This window comes from Rhodococcus sp. NPDC019050, from assembly GCF_055664235.1.
In genome coordinates this window covers 19,945-35,581 of the sequence record NZ_JBVOON010000001.1, presented here as the reverse complement: position 1 = coordinate 35,581, position 15,637 = coordinate 19,945, and the positions used below count along the sequence as shown (strand labels likewise).

The window sequence follows — 15,637 nt, the reverse complement described above, 5'->3', positions numbered from 1 at the left end:
GGCCGAGGGGTACGTCTTCGGCCGACACCCGAACGTATCGATCAGGTGAGGCGGTATCGATCAGGTGAGACGTCCGGAGAGATAGGCGTCGTAGGCGGGCAGGTCGAGCTGTCCGTGGCCGGACAGTCCGATCACGATCACCTCCGGCTCGGTGAGTCCCCGTGCGTACTCCGCGGCCGCCGCGATCGCATGCGACGCCTCGGGTGCCGGCACGATGCCCTCGTTCCGGGCGAACTCCACCGCGGCGGCGAAGGCGTCGGTCTGGCGGACCGCCGTGCCCTCCACGTATCCGAGTTCGACGGTGTGGCTGAGCAGCGGCGCCATGCCGTGGTACCTGAGTCCACCGGCATGGATCGGATCGGGAATGAAGTCCTGCCCGAGGGTGTGCATCTTCAGCAGCGGCGTCAGCCCGGCGATGTCGCCGTGGTCGTACCGGTACGTGCCCTGCGTGATGGACGGGCACGCGGTGGGTTCGGCGGCGACGACGCGCGTCTTCGCGCGGTCGTGGAGAACCTCGCGGATGAAGGGGAAGGCCAGACCGGCCAGGTTGGAACCTCCTCCCGCGCAACCGAACACGATGTCGGCGTTGTCCTCGCCTGCGGCGCGGAGTTGCTGTACCGCCTCGAGGCCGATCACAGTCTGGTGCAGCACCACGTGATTGAGGACGCTGCCGAGGGTGTAGCGGGCCTGCGGGTCCTTCACCGCGACCTCGACGGCCTCGGAGACTGCGATGCCGAGCGAACCGGGCGTCCCGGGATCGCGGGCGAGTACCGCACGTCCTGCCTCGGTCAGTTCGGACGGGCTCGCATGCACTGTGCCGCCGTACGTTTCGATGAGGAAGCGCCGATACGGCTTCCCGTCGTACGAGGCCCGCACCTGCCACACCTCGAGATCGATACCGAACTTCGCGCACGCGAACGCGAGGGCCGACCCCCACTGCCCGGCGCCCGTCTCGGTGGTGAGGCGGGTCACCCCGTCGAGCGAGTTGTAATAGGCCTGCGCGAGTGCCGAGTTGACCTTGTGACTGCCGACGGGGCTGACACCCTCGTACTTGACGTAGATGCGCGCCGGGGTGCCGAGCGCCTTCTCGAACGAGCGCGCACGGATCAGGGGAGTGGTGCGGTAACTCGCATATGCCTCGCGGACGGGTTCGGGGATCGCGATGTCCGTCTCGGTGGACAACTCCTGTTCGATCAGCCCTTTGGCGAACAGCGGCGCGAGATCGTCGGCGGTGACGGGTTCCCGGGTGCCGGGGTGGAGGTGCGGTGGAGGCGCGACGTCCAGGTCTCCGGCGATGTTGTACCAGTGGGTCGGGATGGACTGGGAGTCCGGCACAGCAGGGTCCTCTCGTCGTGGAGTGAAACGCCATCAGTGTGCCCGTGGGTGTGAGCGAACACGCCCTGGACACGAGGTGAAAGCACTCTCATAGCAGGGGTATGGCGCGGCCCGGGTCCCCGATCCGATAAACTGCTGGTCAAATGAGTGAAATCGAAGACGCCCCCAATCAGGAGACCGCAGCTATCACGTTTGCCGATCTCGACATCGACCCCCGTGTGCTGCAGGCCCTTTCGGATGTGGGTTACGAGACCCCGTCGCCGATCCAGGCGGCGACCATACCCCCACTGCTGGAGGGACGGGACGTCGTCGGTCTCGCACAGACCGGCACCGGCAAGACGGCCGCATTCGCGGTGCCGATCCTCTCCCGGATCGACACCTCGAAGAAGCGCCCGCAGGCGCTGATCCTCGCGCCGACCCGCGAGCTCGCGCTGCAGGTCGCGGAAGCTTTCGGCAAGTACTCCACGCACATCCCCGGGCTGCACGTGCTGCCCATCTACGGCGGCCAGGCATACGGTGTTCAGCTGGCAGGATTGCGCCGCGGCGCACAGGTCATCGTCGGTACGCCCGGACGTGTGATCGATCACCTTGCCAAGGGCACCCTCGACATCTCGGAACTCGATTACCTCGTCCTCGACGAGGCCGACGAGATGCTCACGATGGGCTTCCAGGAAGACGTCGAGCGCATCCTCGCCGATACCCCGGACACCAAGCAGGTCGCGTTGTTCTCGGCGACCATGCCGGGCGCGATCCGCCGCCTGTCGAAGCAGTACCTGAAGAACCCGCAGGAAATCACCGTCAAGTCGAAGACGACGACTTCGGCGAACACCACCCAGCGCTGGGTGTCGGTATCCCACCAGCGCAAGCTCGACGCCCTGACCCGCATCCTCGAGGTCGAGTCGTTCGAGGCGATGATCATCTTCGTCCGCACGAAGCAGGCCACCGAAGATCTCGCCGAGAAACTGCGGGCCCGTGGATTCTCCGCTGCCGCCATCAACGGTGACATCGTCCAGGCGCAGCGTGAGCGCACCATCGGCCAGCTCAAGAGCGGTGCGCTCGACATCCTCGTGGCGACAGACGTGGCGGCGCGCGGCCTCGACGTCGAACGCATCAGCCACGTGGTGAACTACGACATCCCGCACGACACCGAGTCGTACGTGCACCGCATCGGCCGTACCGGTCGCGCCGGTCGCACCGGTGACGCGTTGCTGTTCGTCACCCCTCGCGAGCGCCACCTGCTCAAGTCGATCGAGCGCGCCACCCGGCAGCCGGTCGCCGAGATGCAGTTGCCCAGCGTCGACGACGTCAACGCGCAGCGCGTCTCCAAGTTCTACGACGCGATCACCGAGGCGCTCGCGTCCGAGAACCTCCAACTGTTCCGGACCTTCATCGAGGACTACGAGCGTGAGCACGACGTACCGCTCGCCGACATCGCGGCAGCACTTGCCGTGATGTCCCGCGACGGTGAGTCGTTCCTCATGGAGGTCGAGCCCGAACCGGTCGCACAGCCGCGCCGCGAGCGCGACGCGCGCGAGCCGCGTGAGCGCCCGGCACGTCGATTCGACGACGGCCCGAAGGTGGGCCGCGACGGCCAGGAGCTGACCACCTACCGGATCTCCGTGGGCAAGCGGCACCGCGTCCAGCCGGGTGCGATCGTCGGAGCCATCGCCAACGAGGGTGGCCTCCGCCGCGGCGACTTCGGGCACATCAGCATCCGTGCCGATCACAGCCTGGTGGAACTCCCCAAGGATCTGTCGCCGCAGACTCTCGAAGCACTGCGTGCCACCCGGATCTCGGGTGTTCTCATCCAGTTGCAGCCCGATTCGGGTGCCCCCGGAGGCCGCCCGAGCAGCAACTACCGCGGCCGTGACGATCGTGGAGACCGCGGCGGCGACCGTCGTGGAGGCGGAGAACGCCGCAGCGGCGACTTCACCCACCGCAAGGATCGCGGCGGCGATCGTCGCGAGCACGGCGGCGGTGGATTCCGCGGCCGTCGCGACTGACCGTCGATGATCCGACGCTGAACTACCTCGATGCCCCGGCAGCCCTCGGCTGCCGGGGCATCGTCGTGTCCGGCGGCCGGATCACCAGGTTGCGCCGCTGAGCTTGTCGGCGGTCGCGCCGTCGATGGATTCGCGAAGCACGTCGGCGTGGCCGGCATGGCGCGCCCACTCCTCCAGGTGGTGCAGAGCCAGGAACCGGACGGTGAGCGGGCCGTCGTGTACCAGCCACCGGGCGACCTCCGGCGGTAGATCCACGACGCGATCGAGGTCGGGCTCGGCGCGCAGCACCGCCGCGAACCGGTCGACGGCGGCGTCGAGTCGTGCGAGACGGCCGGCCGCGCTGTCGCCCTCATCGACCAGCCAGGCCGCCTGCCACTCCGCGACGGGATCACGGTCGCGGGTCTGGGTGCCCGCGATTCGGTCCGCGCCGGAGATGTTCCCGTACACGAGGTGGTTGAACAGCGACGCGAGGCTCATGGACGACGCACTGGGCACACTGCGCACCTGATCTTCGCTCAGGTCGGCCACGGTGTTTCGCACCGCGGCGTACTGGTTGTCGAGCAGCGAGAGGATGAGTTCTGTTTCGTTTGTGGTCATGACTCCAGTGTCGGAACCAATGCGGACGAGTGCGGTCCTGAATCCGCGAACTGGGTCCGGTGCAATTCCTCGTACCGGCCTCCCGCCGCCAGCAACTCGGCGTGCGTACCCCGCTCGACGATCCGGCCGTCCTCGACCACCAGGATCTGATCGGCGGCCCGAATGGTGGACAGCCTGTGCGCGATGACCACCGACGTGCGTCCCGCGAGAGCTTCGGTGAGCGCCTCCTGCACGGCGGCCTCGGAGGTGGAATCGAGGTGGGCCGTCGCTTCGTCGAGGATCACGACCTGGGGATGGGCGAGCAGCAACCGTGCGATCGTGAGCCGTTGCCTCTCCCCGCCGGAGAGCCGGTATCCGCGTTCGCCCACCACGGTGTCGAGTCCGTTGGGCAGCGACGCGATCAGGTCGGCCAGACGGGCCCGGCGCAGTGCGTCGAACAGTTGCTCGTCGGTCGCGTCCGGCCGGGCGAGCAGCAGGTTCGCGCGCACGCTGTCATGGAACAGATGCCCGTCCTGGGTGACGAGTCCGACGGTCGCACGGATGGAGTCCGAGGTGAGTTCGCGTACGTCGATCCCGCCCAGTGACACGGCCCCGGAGTCCACGTCGTAGAGCCGCGGAATCAACTGGGCCACTGTGGATTTTCCGGCGCCGGAGGATCCGACCAGTGCGACCATCTGCCCGGGTTCCACTCGGAACGACACGTCGTGCAGGACGGTGTCGCCGCCCCGGGAGTCGAGCACCGCGACCTCCTCGAGCGATGCGAGCGACACCTTGTCGGCCGACGGATACGCGAAGCTCACGTCGCGGAACTCCACCGACACCGGTCCCTTCGGCACATCGCGGGCGTCGGGGGACTGCTTGATGAGAGGTTCGAGATCGAGGATTTCGAAGACCCGCTCGAAGCTGACCATCGCGCTCATCACGTCCATGCGGGCGCTGGCCAGAGCGGTCAGTGGCGAGTAGAGACGCGTGAGCAGCATGGCCATCGCGACGACCGATCCGGGGTCCAGTTGGTCGCGCAGCGCGTAGAAGCCGCCGAGCCCGTAGACGAGCGCGAGCGCGAGCGCGGACACCAGGGTCAGCGCGGTGACGAACACGCTCTGGAGCATTGCGGTACGCACGCCGATGTTGCGCACCCGGCGCGCCCGGACGGCGAACTCGGTGGACTCCTGGGCGGGCCGGCCGAACAGCTTGATCAACGTGGCGCCGGGTGCCGAGAACCGCTCGGTCATCTGAGTGTTCATCACCGAATTGTGGTTTGCCGCTTCACGGCTGAGCTGCGCCAACCGGGCGCCCATGTGGCGGGCGGGCACGATGAAGATGGGAAGCAGCAGCAACGCGAGCAGCGTGATCTGCCAGGAGATTCCGAGCATCACCACGAGCGTGATGACGAGGGTGACGAGGTTGCCGACGACGCCGGAGAGCGTGTCGCTGAATGCGCGCTGCGCACCGATCACGTCGTTGTTCAGCCGGGACACGAGGGCACCGGTACGCGTGCGGGTGAAGAAGGCGATCGGCATGCGCTGCACGTGGTCGAACACCGTGGTGCGCAGATCCAGAATCAGATCTTCACCGATGCTCGACGACAACCACCGATTGGCGATCCCGAGTCCGGCCTCGACGAGGGCGATCGCGGCGATGATCACGGCGAGCCACACGACCACCGACAACGCGGCGTTGTCGACGATCGCGTCGACGACGCGCCCGGCGAGCACCGGGGTCGCGACGCCGAGCGCGGCGATCGTGACGCTGAGGATGAGATAGATCGTGATGTTCCGCCGGTGCGGGCGGGCGAACGCCGCGATCCGCTTCAGCGTGGCCCGCGAGAACGGGCGTCGATCGCTCTCTGCGTGCATCGCGTTGTACATCGCGTTCCACGCGGTGATTTCCATGCTCATGGACGGGGCCTCCTCAGCTCGCACCCGACGGTAGAACCTCGAGTGCGCTAGAGGTCAAGCCTAGGGTTACGGGAGATGGGAGACCCAATCGTTTTTGCTCACTCCGCCTCAGCGGGCGACGTCGATCACCACACGCGTCGGATCGGCGAGCGAATAGACCGCGAACGGGGTGCCGGCTTCGGAGACACCGACGAACGATTGGGTGACGCCTTCGAAGACGCCGGAGCCGCTGACCTCGACCACGGAACCGCCGGGCGCGGCGAGGACGGGATCGGGCCCGTCGTACTGCTCGACGCCGCTGTCGAACGGGTAGGCGGATCCATCGATCAGTACCTGCAGGACGGCGTCGCCGGCGACGGTGACCTCGTTACCGCTCCCGTCCTGGACGGCTTCGTCGACGTAGCCGACCCGCCAGCCCGGTGTGCCTTCACCGTCGAGTTCGTAGACCACCCTGTCGAAGTTCTCGTGCACTCCGGTGCGGATGTCGGTGACCGTGAGTTTCGCTTCCGCGCCCGCGGGCGAGACCTTGTCGGCCGTGTCGGTGGGGAGGTTCGCGGATTCCGGCTCGGCTGCCTGCGAGGTCGGCGTGTTCACCGACACGGCCGGCGCGGGCGCCGGGTCGCCGTCCGAGGCGGAGCAACCCGCGAGGACCAACGCGGCGGCTGTGACGGCGAGGCTGATACGGGTGCGAATCATGGGGCACATGGTACGGCGTCGAATGCTGCAGATCGGGCAGGCGCTCGGGAGGGCTTGACGTCGATCCGATCACGGCGGACAGTGATCCCTACGCACATTTCAACGCTCGATGAATTGAGTATCCATGAACTCACCATCGAGTTCCCCTGCCGTGAACGTGCGCGGATTGTCTGTCCGCCGCGGACCGCACCTCGCCCTCGACGGGGTCGACTTCACCGCGCAGCGCGGGTCGATCACCGGATTGCTCGGCCCGTCGGGATGCGGAAAGACCACGCTGATGCGCTCGATCGTGGGGAGCCAGATCATCGAATCCGGCACCGTGACCGTGCTCGATCTCCCCGCCGGGACCGCCGAACTGCGCCGCCGGGTCGGATACGTCACGCAAGCGGCGAGCGTCTATCAGGACCTCACCGTCACCGAGAACGTCTCCTACTTCGCGTCCCTCTACGGCCGATCTCGTGCCACGGTAGGCGCCACCATCGACGCGGTAGGGCTCACCGGTCATGCGCGTACGCGCGCCGACGCGCTGTCCGGTGGGCAACTCGGACGCGTGTCGCTCGCGTGCGCGCTCGTCGGGGATCCCGAACTCCTGGTGCTCGACGAACCGACCGTAGGGCTCGACCCGCTGCTGAGAGTCGAACTGTGGGAACACTTCCGCTCACTCGCGCGACGTGGCGTCACCGTGCTCGTATCCAGTCATGTGATGGACGAGGCCGACCGCTGCGACGACCTGCTGTTGTTGCGCGAAGGCCGACTCGTCGGTCAACTCACCCCTGCGCAGTTGCGCGACCGGACCGGCGAAACCCGCCTCGAGGACGCGTTTCTCCGGTTGATCCGTACGAGCACGGAGGCACCGTCATGAATGCGGTTGCGTATGCGGCGACCACCGAACGAATCCTGCGGCAGTTGAAGGCGGATCACCGCACCGTCGTGATGATCGCCCTGGTACCGAGCCTTCTGATGATCCTGCTCTACTTCATGTACCAGAACACCCCGGCCGGCCCCGACGGCCGGACCCTGTTCGATCGCATCGCGATCGTCATGCTCGGGATACTGCCGTTCGTGGTCATGTTTCTCGTGACTTCCATTGCGATGCAACGCGAACGAGTCTCCGGAACTCTGGAGCGGATTCTCGCCACCCCGCTCGCGAAACTCGATCTCCTCGCCGGATACGGGAGCGCGTTCTCCGCGGCGGCGGTCGTGCAGGCCGGCCTGGCATGTGTCGTCGCGTTCGGACTCCTCGGGGTCGGCGCGACAGGACCTCTCGTCTGGGTGCTGGTGATCGCGATCCTCGTTGCGGTCCTCGGGGTCTCGCTCGGATTGTTGTGCAGCGCGTTCGCCCGCACCGAGTTCCAGGCCGTCCAATTCATGCCGGTGCTCGTGATCCCGCAGTTCCTGCTGTGCGGCCTGCTCGTCGCGCGTGAGGATCTCCCGGACTGGCTTCGCTGGATCAGCAACGTTCTTCCGCTCAGTTACGCGGTCGAAGCGCTGCAGCAGGTGGCCGATCATCCGGGCACCACGGGCCTGATGATCCGCGATCTTCTCGTCGTCGTGGGCTTCGTCGCGGTGGCGTTGGCACTCGGGGCGGCGACCCTCCGTCTTCGTACGCGGTGAGTCCGCGGCCGGGGCGGCGGCCGGGAACCTCCGGCGCGCGCGACGCCATCCTGGGTGCTGCGCGAGAGCTGTTCGCATCCAACGGATTCGACAAGACCACCATTCGCGTAGTCGCAGCCCGGGCCGAGGTGGACCCTGCCCTCGTGCACCACTACTTCGGTACCAAGGTCGACCTGTTCACCGCGTCGATCGCCTTGCCGGTCGATCCGCGCGAGGTCCTCGCACCCGTGTACGCGGCGCGCGACGACGACCTCGGCCGCGCCCTCGCCACCGCGGTCCTCGGGGTGTGGGACTCCCCGCACCGTGACGCCGCCGTGGCGATGTTCCGCTCCGAGATCGCGGGCGGCGAAGGAGGACTGATCCGAGCGTTTCTCCTCGAGGTCGCGCTCGAACCGCTGATCCCGCGCATCGACCGACCCGCGGGAACCGGACGGTTGCGTGCGGAACTCGTCGCGACGCAGATGACCGGCGTCATGCTTATCCGCTACATCCTCGCGTTCGAACCGCTGGCGTCGCTCCCCACCGAGCAGGTCGTGGAGATCGTCGGTCCCACACTCCAGCGGTACCTGACGGGTGCGCTGCCGATCGGCTGACCCCGACCGGATGACCCCGGCCGGGTCACCACGGCAGTTTCCCGAAGCGGTCGACGAAAACACCGTCCACCGTGTCGTCGAGGCACGCCCCGACGATCGCGTCGGTGCCTTCCTTCACGGATTGGGTGCCCGAGAATCCGTTCAGCCCGGTGGCCGTGTAACCGGGATCGACGGCGACCACGCGGACGCCGGGGAGGCTCTTGGCGTAGACGGAGGTCACCATGTTCAGGGCCGCCTTCGACGACGAGTACACGAGACCGTGCAGGGTGGACTCGAGCCGTGACGGATCGTTGGTGATTCCGAACGAGCCCATCCCGCTCGACACCATGACCAGCCGGGGAGACGCCGATGCGGAAAGCAGCGGGAGGAAAGCGTGGGTCACGCGCACCGGACCGAGGAGGTTCACCCCGAACACCGGCAGGAAATCCTCGGCGACCGTATCTGCCGGTGGCTTGGCGCTGCCGGCGATCCCGGCGTTGTTGACGAGGACGTCGAGACCGGTGCCCGATTCGGAGACGAGGTTGCACGCGAGGTCCACGGATTCGTTGTCGGTGACGTCCAGGCGCACCACCCGCAGGTCCGCGTCGGGTAGGTCGGCACGGATCTTCGCTGCAGTCTCGTTCCCCGCCGCGATGTCGCGAGCACCCATCCAGACGATGTGCCCGGCATCGGCGAGGCGACGTGCGGTTTCGGCACCGAGACCTCCCGTGGCGCCGGTGACGAGAACGGTGAGCGGTTTCTGTTGCTGTGTTGTCATGTATCCAGGTTCGGCGTGCGAGCGCGTTCGCACCAGGACCGGACGATCGTGGGATCGGCGGTCCTATCCACACGACGGCTGTCTGCGCGATGCTGGGTGCATGAGTATCGATCGCACCGAACTGGCCCGGGTGCTGCGGCGGGCCCGTGAGCGGGTGCGGCCGGGTGACGTCGGACTGGCGAACGGTCCGCATCGGCGGACGCCGGGTCTGCGGCGTGAAGAAGTAGCGATGCTCGCCGGAATCAGCGTCGACTACGTCGTGCGCCTCGAACAGGGTCGTGGCCCGGTGCCGTCGGCGCAGGTCCTCGGTGCGCTCGCCCGGGCGCTCCGGTTCGACCTGGCCGGCCGGGACGAACTGTTCCATCTCGCGGGGGCCGCGCCACCGGCGCCCGGCACCATCGACGTCCACGTGCGGCCGAGCGTGCTGCGGCTCATCGATCGGTTCGCGGACCTGCCCGTCGTGGTCACCAGCGCCAAAGGGGACGTGCTGGCGTGGAACGCGATGGCCTCTGCGCTGCACGGGGATTGGGCCGCGCTGCCGCCGGCGCGGCGGAACATCAACCGGTTGCTGTTCCTGCCCGACCCCGCGGATCCTCCCCGCAGTACGGTCGGTGCTTCCGACGAGGAACGGGCCGCCACCGCGGAGCAGTCCGTCGCGAGCCTCCGGGCGACGTCCGCACGGTATCCCCGCGACTCCGCACTGCGGCGTCTGGTCGACGATCTCCGGGCGGGCTCACCGGAATTCGACGCGCTGTGGTCGACAGCGCAGGCGGGCGGCTGGCGCAGCCACACCAAGACGGTGCATCACCCCGAGTTGGGTCCGATCGTGCTCGACTGCGACACGCTGCATGTGCCGGACGTGGACCAGTCGGTGCTGGTCTACTCCGCGGCTCCCGGCACGCCCGCAGCGGAAGCCCTCGCGCTGCTGCGAGTGGTCGGCATCGGGCAATGGAGCAGCGATCCCGCGTCGTCCTAGCCGGTGTGTTCGCGCAGGTACGCGATGTCGTCGGCGATACCGTCGCCGGGCGTTTCCAGGACGACGGGCGCCCCGGCCGCGACGGCGACGTCGGCGAGCAACTGCGGGTCGATGGTGCCGTCGGCGAGGTTCGCGTGCCGGTCGCGCGCGGAATCGAATTCGTCCCGCGAGTTGTTCAGGTGCACCAGATCGATTCGGCCGGTGACGGCTTTGACCCGATCGACCACACCGACGAGATCTTCCCCGGCCGCCCACGCATGGCACGTGTCGAGACAGAAGCCGGCGCCGTAGTCGCCGATCGCGTCCCACAGTCGGCCGATCGCGTCGATGTACCGGGCCATCGCGAAGTCACCACCGGCGGTGTTCTCCACCAGAATCGGAACCGGGAACCCGCCCTTGTCCTCCTGGCGTTCGAACAGCTTCCGCCAGTTCTCGACACCCGCGGCGACGTTCTCACCGTCGCGCACGTGACCACCGTGCACCACCAGTCCGAACGCACCGATCTGCGATGCGGCCTCGGCATGCTCGGCGACGGCCTTGCGGGACGGCATCCGCAACCTGTTGTTGAGGCTCGCGACGTTGACGACGTACGGCGAATGCACGACCACGTCGATGTCCGAGGCGAGAATTTGGTCCCTCTTCGGGTGCTCACCCGGGGTGTCCCATTTCTGTGGGTCCGAGAGGAACAGCTGCACCAGGTCGGCGCCGAGCCGCTCACCCTGTCCGATGGGGTCGTCGTCCTGACGGACGTGCGCGCCTATCCGCATGGACCCAGGGTAGGGGAGCTTCCCGGTCACCGGGACGGCATTGCCGCGTGCGGTCGGGGGATCTGCTTGATTCGGGGCGACCGCCGACGACAGGGAGATCTGATGGGCAAGCTGGACGGGAAGGTTGCACTGATTACCGGTGCCGGGCAGGGAATCGGGCAGGGCGTCGCGCTGGCTCTCGCCCGCGAGGGCGCCGCTGTCGCGGTCACCGGCCGCACCGAGAGCAAACTCGACGACACGGTCCGGTTGATCCGGGAGGTGGGCGGCACCGCCGAGCCTCTCCGATGCGACATCGCCGACCTCGACCAGATCACCGCCACGGTGGAGCGGACAGCCGAGTTGCTCGGGGGCGTCGACATCCTCGTGAACAACGCGAGTCTCAACCCGCTCGGACCGGTTCTCGACCTCACCGCGAAGGTGATGGAGAAGGCCTACCGCACCGGTCCCGTAGCCTCCCTGCACGCGATGCAGACCGTGTATCCCCTGATGAAGGCGCGTGGAGGGGGTTCGATCGTCAACATGGTCAGCTCCGCGGCCGTGCGCTGGGATATGTCCGGATACGGCGGATATGCCTCGGTCAAGGAGGCACTCAGGTCGCTGACCCGGGCCGCCGCATCCGAATGGGGCGTCGACGGTATCCGCGTCAACGCCGTCGCACCTCACGCCATGTCGCCGGGATTGGCGTGGTGGACGGAGAACCGGCCCGAAGAAGCCGCGGAGTTCGTCGCGACCATCCCGTTGGGTCGTATCGGCGACTGCGAGGAAGACATCGGCCGGGCGATCGCGTGGATCGTCAGCGACGACGCCCGTTACCTGACCGGCGCGACGGTGCCGCTCGACGGTGGCCAGGCGCGCTGGGCCTGATCCGCCCGCCGGCGCGAGGCGCTATATCCGCAGAATCCCTCAAATGGGGATCAGGGTCCTCCCCGATGGTGCGAGCGGGTCCGGCCGAGGAAGATGGTTACATGCCATCGAACTCGGCTCCCGCAGCCCGATCCCAGGATCTCAAGAAAATCTACGGAACCGGCGAAACCGCCGTTCACGCACTCGACGGTGTCACGGTGGAATTTGCCGCCGGTGAATTCACCGCCATCATGGGCCCGTCCGGATCGGGCAAGTCGACGTTGATGCATTGCCTCGCCGGTCTCGACAGCGCGACCTCCGGGCAGGTGTTCATCGGTGACACCGATCTGACGACCTTGTCCGACAAGGAGATGACGCAGTTGCGGCGCGACCGCGTCGGCTTCGTCTTCCAGGCGTTCAACCTCGTCCCGACGCTCACCGCGCTCGAGAACATCACGCTGCCCGTCGACATCGCCGGACGGAAAGTCGACCAGGAGTGGCTCGACACCATCGTCGGGCGTCTCGGTCTCGGCGACCGTCTCGGCCACCGCCCTGGCGAATTGTCCGGTGGACAGCAGCAGCGTGTCGCGTGCGCCCGCGCACTTGCCGGCCGTCCCGAGATCATCTTCGGCGACGAGCCCACCGGCAACCTCGATTCCCGTTCGTCCGGAGAGGTGATGTCGATCCTCCGCGCCTCGGTGGACGAGTTCGGGCAGACGGTCGTGATCGTCACGCACGACCCGCGTGCTGCGGGGTATGCCGACCGGGTCGTGTTCCTCTCCGACGGCCGTGTCGTCGACGAGATGCGCGACCCCACCGCCGACTCGGTCCTGGATCGCATGAAGCAGTTCGATCCTGCCGCCATGTCACCTCTGGCGAAGTAGGAGCGTTCCGAGCATGAGTGGAAACCCCATCCGCAAGGTGGCATTGCGCAACCTTGCCGCGCACAAGGTGAGACTTGCGCTGACCGTGCTGTCCGTCGTGCTCGGCACGGCGTTCATCACCGGTTCGTTCGTCTTCACCGACACGCTGCAGCGCACGTTCGACGGTATCTTCGGCGACGTCGCGCAGGGCGTCGATGTTCGCGTGAGCGCCGAGGAATCCGGTTCGAGCGGCGTGCCGGTCGAGGACATCGCGGCGGTCGAGGCGCTTCCGGCCGTCGACCGAACCACCCCGTACATCGGCGGTACGCTCGTCCTTCTCGGCTCCGACGGTGCCGCGATCCAGACCGGGGGCGCCCCGGTGGAGGGCTACGCGTACTTCCCGCCCGAGGAATTCGTCGGCGAATCGCAGGAGTTCATCGAGGGCACTCCGCCCGCCGAAGATGGCCAGATCGCGCTCAACGCCAGCGCCGCCGAGCGCGGCGGCCTCGAGGTCGGAGACCAGACCTCGATCCTCTCCATCGCGCAGGGCATGGTCCCCGTGACGGTGAGCGGCATCTACAACCTCGAGACCGATACCGGCGGCTACGTCGGGGCGATGTTCACCGAATCGCAGGCGTCGTCGCTGTTCACCGATGGCCGGCACGTCGGATTCCTCAACATCGCGGGCGATGGCTCCCTGTCCCCGGACGAACTGCGGGACGAGGTCGCGGCCGCTGTGCCGGGCATGAAGGTGCAGACCGGGGCGGAGGTCACCGAAGAGACCAAGTCGGAGGTCTCGGAAGCGCTGAACTTCCTCAACTACTTCCTGCTCGCGTTCGGTGCGATCGCGTTGCTGGTGGGAACGTTCATCATCTACAACACCTTCTCGATGATCGTCGCGCAGCGACTCCGCGAACTCGCGTTGCTCCGAGCCGTCGGGGCCAGCCGGAAACAGGTCGGCCGCTCCGTCACGCTCGAGGCGCTCGTCGTCGGACTGATCGGCAGCGTCATCGGTATCGCCGCGGGTGTCGCGCTCGCGTACGGCCTGCGTGCCGCACTGAACGCCGCGGACCTCGGATTGCCGTCCGGTCCGCTGCAACTGGCGCCGCGCACGGTCCTCGTGGCCCTGATCGTCGGGGTCGTTGTCACCGCGATCAGCGCGTATGCCCCGGCACGCCGCGCGACCCGGGTGCCGCCTGTCGCCGCGATGCGGGAGGAGTCCACCGGGACCGTCGAAGGCCTCCGGGTACGCACGATCGTGGGCATTGTCGCGGCGGTCGTGGGTGTCGTGCTCGTCGTGTTCGGCGCGCAGGGCACCGGTGGAGGGGCGGCCTCCGCCGTGGGCGGTGGGGCGTTCCTGCTCGTCGTCGCGGTCATGCTTGCCTCACCGGCGCTGTCGCGGCCAGTCGTGGGTGCTCTCGGTGCGGTGTTCGCCCGCCCGTTCGGCGCCGTCGGCCGGTTGGCACGCACCAACGCGACGCGCAACCCGCGCCGCACCGCAGCCACCGCATTCGCTCTCACGCTGGGCCTGATGCTCGTGTCCGTGATCGGTGTCTTCGGCTCGTCGGCGAAGGCCAGCGTGGACGCTGCCGTCGACAACGGTGTCCAAGCCGACTTCATGCTCACCGGACCGCAGATGTTCGGCGTTCCGCTCCCGGCAGCCGATGCGGCGCAAGGGGTCGAGGGTGTGGTCGAGGTGGTGCCGGTCCACGGCGTGCGGGCGAACCTCGACGGAGAGGACGGTTTCGGCACGGCGGTGACGGGCGTGCTCGACGATGTGATCGATCTGCAGATGGTGGCAGGGGCGCCGGAGGCCACGGGCAACGAAATGCTCGTGAACCAGAGCACCGCGAGTGAGAAGGGCTGGACGGTCGGCTCGACGGTCCCGGTCACGAGCCGTGACGGCAACACCGTGGACGCGACCGTGACCGGTATCTACAACGACAGTCAGATCATCGGCCCCTGGGTGATGTCCCAGCAGATCTACGAGCAGTTCACGCCCCCGGCGACCCGGTCGGCGATCGTCGTGCTGATGAACGTCGCGGACGGGGCGGACCCGAGTGCCGTGCGGGCCGGGCTCGAGGCCGCCACCAAGGAATACGTGATCGTCCAGGTTCTCGACCGTGAGCAGTTCAAGGGCCAGCAGGCACAGCAGATCGATATGCTGCTCGCCATCCTGTACGGGTTGCTCGCTCTCGCAGTGGTCATCGCGATCCTCGGCATCGTCAACACTCTTGCCTTGTCGGTGGTCGAACGGCGACGTGAGATCGGCATGCTGCGTGCTGTGGGAATGCAACGCATGCAGGTGCGGCGCACGATCTATCTCGAGTCCCTCCTGATCGCGGTCTTCGGTGCGATCGTCGGTGTGGTGCTGGGTCTTTCGTTCGGATGGGCATTCGTGCGTACCCTTGCAGACCAGGGGCTCGACATCATCTCGGTGCCGTGGGCGCAGGTCGTGGGCATGCTGGTGGCCTCCGCCTTCATCGGTGTTCTCGCTGCTCTCTGGCCCGGCAACCGCGCGGCGAAGACACCGCCGCTGGAGGCGATCTCGGACATGTAATCGGGAAACGATCCACAAGCTGCACGTTCATCCACAGTGGCCGGCCCGGCGGACCGCTCAACGGAGATCTCGTCGGCATACTCGGCTACTACGACACCAACTGTCCCTCCGGAGTGCCCGGTCCGTGCGATCCGA

At 67.5% G+C, this 15,637-nt stretch carries 14 protein-coding genes; 8 read left to right on the top strand and 6 right to left on the bottom strand.

Annotated elements, in window-relative coordinates:
* Positions 1-60: 60 nt before the first annotated feature.
* A complete protein-coding gene (locus AC0B44_RS00165; protein ID WP_471900924.1) occupies positions 61-1,335 on the bottom strand; it encodes a TrpB-like pyridoxal phosphate-dependent enzyme in 1,275 nt (424 codons plus the stop codon).
* 143 nt (positions 1,336-1,478) lie between these two features.
* Between AC0B44_RS00165 and AC0B44_RS00160 the strand changes: the two genes are divergently transcribed.
* The gene (locus AC0B44_RS00160) at positions 1,479-3,338 is read left to right on the top strand and encodes a DEAD/DEAH box helicase (protein WP_471900923.1); all 1,860 of its coding nucleotides are present in this window, start codon (positions 1,479-1,481) and stop codon (positions 3,336-3,338) included.
* Between the two features lie 81 nt (positions 3,339-3,419).
* Here AC0B44_RS00160 and AC0B44_RS00155 read toward each other — a convergent pair whose 3' ends face one another.
* From AC0B44_RS00155 to AC0B44_RS00145, 3 genes are all read right to left on the bottom strand, one after another.
* On the bottom strand, positions 3,420-3,935 hold the full coding sequence (locus AC0B44_RS00155; protein WP_471900922.1) for a mycothiol transferase: 516 nt from the start codon (positions 3,933-3,935) through the stop codon (positions 3,420-3,422).
* Positions 3,932-5,833, bottom strand: coding sequence for an ABC transporter ATP-binding protein (locus AC0B44_RS00150; protein ID WP_471900921.1), 1,902 nt, complete (start codon positions 5,831-5,833; stop codon positions 3,932-3,934). The genes AC0B44_RS00155 and AC0B44_RS00150 overlap by 4 nt, the downstream gene beginning before the upstream one ends.
* A 108-nt stretch (positions 5,834-5,941) precedes the next feature.
* Positions 5,942-6,529 carry an AMIN-like domain-containing (lipo)protein gene (locus tag AC0B44_RS00145; protein WP_471900920.1) on the bottom strand — a complete coding sequence of 196 codons (588 nt, stop codon included), beginning with the start codon at positions 6,527-6,529 and terminating at the stop codon, positions 5,942-5,944.
* A 124-nt stretch (positions 6,530-6,653) separates the two neighbouring features.
* Here AC0B44_RS00145 and AC0B44_RS00140 point away from each other — a divergent pair, with 124 nt between their 5' ends.
* From AC0B44_RS00140 to AC0B44_RS00130, 3 genes are read left to right on the top strand one after another with little or no spacing between them, the layout of a single operon-like run.
* Positions 6,654-7,391 (top strand): ABC transporter ATP-binding protein, encoded by a 738-nt coding sequence (locus AC0B44_RS00140; protein WP_471900919.1) that lies wholly within the window; start codon positions 6,654-6,656, stop codon positions 7,389-7,391.
* Positions 7,388-8,143 carry an ABC transporter permease gene (locus AC0B44_RS00135; RefSeq protein ID WP_471900918.1) on the top strand — a complete coding sequence of 252 codons (756 nt, stop codon included), beginning with the start codon at positions 7,388-7,390 and terminating at the stop codon, positions 8,141-8,143. Before AC0B44_RS00140 ends, AC0B44_RS00135 begins: the two co-directional genes overlap by 4 nt.
* A complete protein-coding gene (locus AC0B44_RS00130) occupies positions 8,140-8,736 on the top strand; it encodes a TetR/AcrR family transcriptional regulator (protein ID WP_471900917.1) in 597 nt (198 codons plus the stop codon). Before AC0B44_RS00135 ends, AC0B44_RS00130 begins: the two co-directional genes overlap by 4 nt.
* Positions 8,737-8,761: 25 nt before the next feature.
* Here the strand turns inward: AC0B44_RS00130 and AC0B44_RS00125 are convergent, their stop codons facing one another.
* Complete coding sequence (locus AC0B44_RS00125; RefSeq protein ID WP_471900916.1) at positions 8,762-9,493, bottom strand: SDR family NAD(P)-dependent oxidoreductase; 732 nt, start codon at positions 9,491-9,493, stop codon at positions 8,762-8,764.
* Between the two features lie 100 nt (positions 9,494-9,593).
* Here AC0B44_RS00125 and AC0B44_RS00120 point away from each other — a divergent pair, with 100 nt between their 5' ends.
* On the top strand, positions 9,594-10,469 hold the full coding sequence (locus AC0B44_RS00120; protein ID WP_471900915.1) for a helix-turn-helix domain-containing protein: 876 nt from the start codon (positions 9,594-9,596) through the stop codon (positions 10,467-10,469).
* Here the strand turns inward: AC0B44_RS00120 and AC0B44_RS00115 are convergent.
* Positions 10,466-11,236 (bottom strand): deoxyribonuclease IV, encoded by a 771-nt coding sequence (locus AC0B44_RS00115; RefSeq protein ID WP_471900914.1) that lies wholly within the window; start codon positions 11,234-11,236, stop codon positions 10,466-10,468. The genes AC0B44_RS00120 and AC0B44_RS00115 overlap by 4 nt on opposite strands.
* Before the next feature lie 102 nt (positions 11,237-11,338).
* Here AC0B44_RS00115 and AC0B44_RS00110 point away from each other — a divergent pair, with 102 nt between their 5' ends.
* The 3 genes from AC0B44_RS00110 to AC0B44_RS00100 all read left to right on the top strand — a co-directional run bounded on the left by AC0B44_RS00110 (position 11,339) and on the right by AC0B44_RS00100 (position 15,502).
* Positions 11,339-12,100, top strand: a complete 762-nt coding sequence (locus AC0B44_RS00110; RefSeq protein WP_471900913.1) for an SDR family NAD(P)-dependent oxidoreductase — start codon at positions 11,339-11,341, stop codon at positions 12,098-12,100.
* A 101-nt stretch (positions 12,101-12,201) separates the two neighbouring features.
* Positions 12,202-12,963 (top strand): ABC transporter ATP-binding protein, encoded by a 762-nt coding sequence (locus AC0B44_RS00105; RefSeq protein ID WP_471900912.1) that lies wholly within the window; start codon positions 12,202-12,204, stop codon positions 12,961-12,963.
* A 13-nt stretch (positions 12,964-12,976) separates the two neighbouring features.
* Positions 12,977-15,502: an ABC transporter permease gene (locus tag AC0B44_RS00100; protein WP_471900911.1), complete on the top strand. Its 2,526-nt coding sequence runs from the start codon at positions 12,977-12,979 to the stop codon at positions 15,500-15,502.
* The last annotated feature ends 135 nt before the right edge of the window (positions 15,503-15,637 follow it).